Source organism: Polaromonas glacialis (assembly GCF_000709345.1).
Taxonomy (GTDB): Bacteria; Pseudomonadota; Gammaproteobacteria; order Burkholderiales; family Burkholderiaceae_C; genus Polaromonas; species Polaromonas glacialis.
Genome location: NZ_KL448325.1, coordinates 257,526 through 261,127, shown reverse-complemented (window position 1 = coordinate 261,127; position 3,602 = coordinate 257,526). Strand labels below are relative to the sequence as shown.

Genomic DNA, 3,602 nt, shown 5'->3' with positions numbered 1-3,602 from the left:
TCATCACCGCGCGGGGCGTTCGTCGAAAGCGGCAGATCGGGTTCAACCACAAAGCCCGTGATGCGCGCGCCCAGTTGAAGCGCGAGTTCGATGCTGCCATCCATCGCACGGTGGGAAAGCTCGGAGCCGTCAACGGGCACAAAAAGATGCTTGTACATGGGGTATGAATCCTCAACAAAAATACCAATGAACGCCTGTGCCTCAAACACCAGGCACTGCTTGAAAATTCAGTGTAGCCAGTTCATGATGCCCTGACTCACCCTGCAGAAGCGCCAGCGCCAAGCAAGCGTAGCCACAAAGTAAAAACAACAGGCCGCTGACCGGCGACAGCTTGCTGATCAAGGGCAGCGCGACCATTGCGGCGACCGGTGCCATGGAACTGGTATGCGGCGAAATCCGGACGCCGCAGTACCAGTGCAGCTTCGTCCTGAGCTGCGAGCCAGCCATCGACCCAACACGGTTCAACACAACCCGAGAAAATACATCAACTTCAGGCTAACCCATTCCTTAATTGCCCAGGGATGCGGTGGCTTGGCAAGGAGTGATGTAAATCAGAAAGGTCAACATGGAGCATTGTCAAAATGCTGAAAAAATCCAACTTCAATAGCCTTACCGGGCTTGTGATGGCGTGTCTCATCGGACCCTATGTTGTCGGATTTTCACTCGATGCACACGCCACAGGAAAACCAGCACGGCACCATTTGGTGTCGTCACGGCAGGCTACGAAGGTCAAGCCGGACCTGTCGGGTCGCAAACGCATTGGACACGCATCGGTTTACGCAGGAAAGTTTGCAGGCAAAATGATGGCCGATGGGACAAAAATGAACCCACACAGCAACAATGCTGCCAGCAAAACGCTGCCGCTGGGCACCACTGCGAAGGTGACCAACCTGCAGACCGGCCAAAGCGCAAAAGTCACCATTCGGGATCGTGGACCACACGTGAAAGGTCGGATATTGGACGTGTCTCCTTCTACAGCGCACAAGATTGGCATCACGAAACACCAGGGCGTGGTCAAGGTCCAAGTCGCTCCCAAAGCCGTTGCGAAAACCAATGACAGCATGAAACCTCGCATCCCTGCGCACAAAGCGAAAACGAACAAGACCACTTCTATCGCACAGCGCAAATAGCTGGGTTAGCCCCAGCCTGGAGATAATCTTTTACTGCGCTGATTCAAGCCAAAGCCTGCATGGCTTTGCCATAGGTGATGCCAAGACGATAGCTCAGCAACGCATGGGCAGCTTGTTCCCGCGTGACGCCACCGAGTTCAATTTGCCGCGTGTAGGCTCGAACCTCTGCTGCAAGGCGGAACTTTCGGGAAACGAGATACAGCACTACCCATACCGGCGTGATCCAAGCCTGCTCGCGGTAATGAACCAGCTCGTGCTCGATCAAGGCACTGTCGCTGCGTTGATCGTGACGCACAAAGATAAACGGCCACCAGGAAAAGGCTGAGAACCCTTTGGGAATCAGATTCGTGCCAACGATCATTCCAAGCCCTCCTTTTCAATTCCCCTCGACCACTCGTGCCACATCACCATGGCATTCTGCACACAAACCGACCAGCAGCAGACAGCCACTCTTCACAGTTCCGGTGAAGTTGCTGATGATGACCTCGTGTCGACATTTCCCGCACCAGACGTTCGAGAGCAATTGTTTCTTGGCATCCGCAGGAATGGCTGCCCACATGATGGCTGCTGGACCTGTGAATTTGGGAATCGACTTCATGCTCATGAAATGAAGTTTAGGTCCAATCCCAGGCAGTGAGTTGCTAAAGAAAAGGGTATGGCGTCGAACCAACTAAACCCGCGTAATGCCCTACCATGTTTTGGCTACGGGAAAACCACCTAGCACGAAACGATACTAAAAAGTAAGCTTTATTTACAAATAACAAAGAAAGTCAACTCAGTGTCGGATCAATACCTTATTGAATGCGAAGCAACGTCCCAAGGCGGCTTGTTGCCAGCCACCAATCCCAGCCACCTGTATAAAAACCTTTCATTGGCCGTTGCGGTGGCGGCCAAAAGCATGGCGCATCCCAAGCACCAGGAAGTCCGGGTCATACACATCCCAAGCCGGGCAATTGTTTTCAGAGCGCCCGGTCGCCGAAAAATGCTTCACACCCTGTGAGCCATGGAAGTCGCGCGAGCCCTCACGCGATAGATGAAGAAACGAAGTTGTACCAGCCATCTGCCAAGTCTCTACCACCGAAAGAATTGATCATGCTGCATCCGTACGAAATAGCCAAATCCCAAGAATTGACCCTGCTTCGCAGGTCATGCTCAACTTGTAATGCGTTCACCCCGGCAGAAGGCAAGCAAGTTTCCTCATGCGCAAACCGGGTTCCAGTCGTCAGATATCTTTTGGCCAGCGAGAAAAAGCAAAAATTGAGCCTTGAGCCGGGGCCGGATGACTGGTGCAGCTTTCACCACACCCAGGAGGAAGACTGGCAAAAGGATGCAGCCATGGATTCGTTCTGGCAGCGGCTCGTTTACACTAAAATCCAATCGGCGCAAATCTATCCATCTGCTTGAATGAATTGAAAAAAGATCGAGCGGTGCAGGGGTCAGTTACTGATGACTTAACGGAAATGTTGAATTGCCTGGATAGGAGTTACGCACTTCAGCGTTTGTTGTAGTCTAAAGCGGCATGCACAAGCCCAGATTCAGCGACGACAACGGCAGTATCGATTTCCTGATCGTCAGCTCGCGCAGGACGCAGCCTTCGCGCACAATGCGCTGACTCGCCTGCTGTATCGCCTGCAGGCCGATCCGGACGAGTTATGGCAAGAACCGCGCATCCAGTTCAAGCTCACTCAAGGCGTGCTGGTTAAGGATGACCGGGCGCTGGGCAAGCCTTACACGCGCACCTCCAATCTCAAGGTGATCAGGTCAAGCCTTCCAATTCGCCATGAGCAGCCACACGTGCTGGTGACTATCAGTGGTCACGTCCGGGACGGTACATCGCCAGAGAATTAATCCATTCCTTGCCTATCCGGTTGATTGCCAAAGCGATGCCCCGATGCTAAATTTCCGGCATGGACCTTCGCGGTTTCCCGACGACGCTTCCCGAGTTTCAGCGGGTATTCCCTGATGAAGCGGCTTGTGCAAAGTACCTTGAGCACCTGCGATGGCCGAACGGGTTTACCTGCACGAAGTGCGGGAGTAGCGGCGAGCCCTACCGGTTTGCCCAGCGTACATCGGTCGTTTTGAGATGCCGTGCCTGCCAAGCCAACGTGTCGCTCATGGCAGACACCGTCCTGAAGGACAGTCACACGCCGTTGTCTATATGGTTCTGGGGTGCGTACCTCGTGGCAACGCAGACGCCCGGCCAGTCTGCTCTGCAGTTTCAGCGCCAGCTTGGACTGTCGCGCTATGAGACAGCGTTTCAGATGCTCCACAAGCTGCGTGCCGGTATGGTACGGCCGGAGCGCGATGCGATCGGCTCCCAGCATCCAGTCGAAGTCGATGAGACGTTTGTGGGTGGTCGTACAAAAGGCGAGGGGCGTGGCGTCCACCATAAGGCGACGATCGTTGGGGCCATCGAGGTACGCACCAGAATGCCTGTCGAGAAAAGCAAGAAGCACAAGAGAGTTGTCTATG

At 54.1% G+C, this 3,602-nt stretch carries 6 protein-coding genes; 3 read left to right on the top strand and 3 right to left on the bottom strand.

Translation table 11 applies throughout. From position 1 onward, the window contains the following. Nucleotides 1–201 precede the first annotated feature (201 nt). A complete protein-coding gene (locus EC86_RS0123310; protein ID WP_156955479.1) occupies nucleotides 202–375 on the bottom strand; it encodes a hypothetical protein in 174 nt (57 codons plus the stop codon). A 206-nt stretch (nucleotides 376–581) separates the two neighbouring features. On the opposite strand from EC86_RS0123310, the gene EC86_RS0123305 reads away from it, so the two are divergent. Beyond that, a complete protein-coding gene (locus EC86_RS0123305; RefSeq protein ID WP_029528218.1) occupies nucleotides 582–1,130 on the top strand; it encodes a septal ring lytic transglycosylase RlpA family protein in 549 nt (182 codons plus the stop codon). A 43-nt stretch (nucleotides 1,131–1,173) separates the two neighbouring features. On the opposite strand, the gene EC86_RS0123300 is transcribed toward EC86_RS0123305, so the two are convergent. Together EC86_RS0123300 and EC86_RS28155 are read right to left on the bottom strand one after the other, a co-directional pair. Continuing rightward, nucleotides 1,174–1,491: a hypothetical protein gene (locus tag EC86_RS0123300; protein ID WP_029528217.1), complete on the bottom strand. Its 318-nt coding sequence runs from the start codon at nucleotides 1,489–1,491 to the stop codon at nucleotides 1,174–1,176. Nucleotides 1,492–1,506: 15 nt separating this feature from the next. After that, on the bottom strand, nucleotides 1,507–1,734 hold the full coding sequence (locus tag EC86_RS28155; RefSeq protein ID WP_084181720.1) for a hypothetical protein: 228 nt from the start codon (nucleotides 1,732–1,734) through the stop codon (nucleotides 1,507–1,509). A 488-nt stretch (nucleotides 1,735–2,222) separates the two neighbouring features. Here EC86_RS28155 and EC86_RS29185 point away from each other — a divergent pair, with 488 nt between their 5' ends. Together EC86_RS29185 and EC86_RS0123285 are read left to right on the top strand one after the other, a co-directional pair. After that, nucleotides 2,223–2,534, top strand: coding sequence for a hypothetical protein (locus EC86_RS29185; protein WP_156955478.1), 312 nt, complete (start codon nucleotides 2,223–2,225; stop codon nucleotides 2,532–2,534). Between the two features lie 503 nt (nucleotides 2,535–3,037). After that, the coding region (locus EC86_RS0123285; protein WP_156955482.1) for an IS1595 family transposase at nucleotides 3,038–3,602 on the top strand (565 nt) is incomplete at its 3' end.

Coding starts and splice junctions, on each gene's coding strand:
- EC86_RS0123310 (WP_156955479.1), bottom strand. CDS start 375: ATGGCACCGGTCGCCGCAATGGTCGCGCTGCCCTTGATCAGCAAGCTG.
- EC86_RS0123305 (WP_029528218.1), top strand. CDS start 582: ATGCTGAAAAAATCCAACTTCAATAGCCTTACCGGGCTTGTGATGGCG.
- EC86_RS0123300 (WP_029528217.1), bottom strand. CDS start 1,491: ATGATCGTTGGCACGAATCTGATTCCCAAAGGGTTCTCAGCCTTTTCC.
- EC86_RS28155 (WP_084181720.1), bottom strand. CDS start 1,734: ATGAGCATGAAGTCGATTCCCAAATTCACAGGTCCAGCAGCCATCATG.
- EC86_RS29185 (WP_156955478.1), top strand. CDS start 2,223: ATGCTGCATCCGTACGAAATAGCCAAATCCCAAGAATTGACCCTGCTT.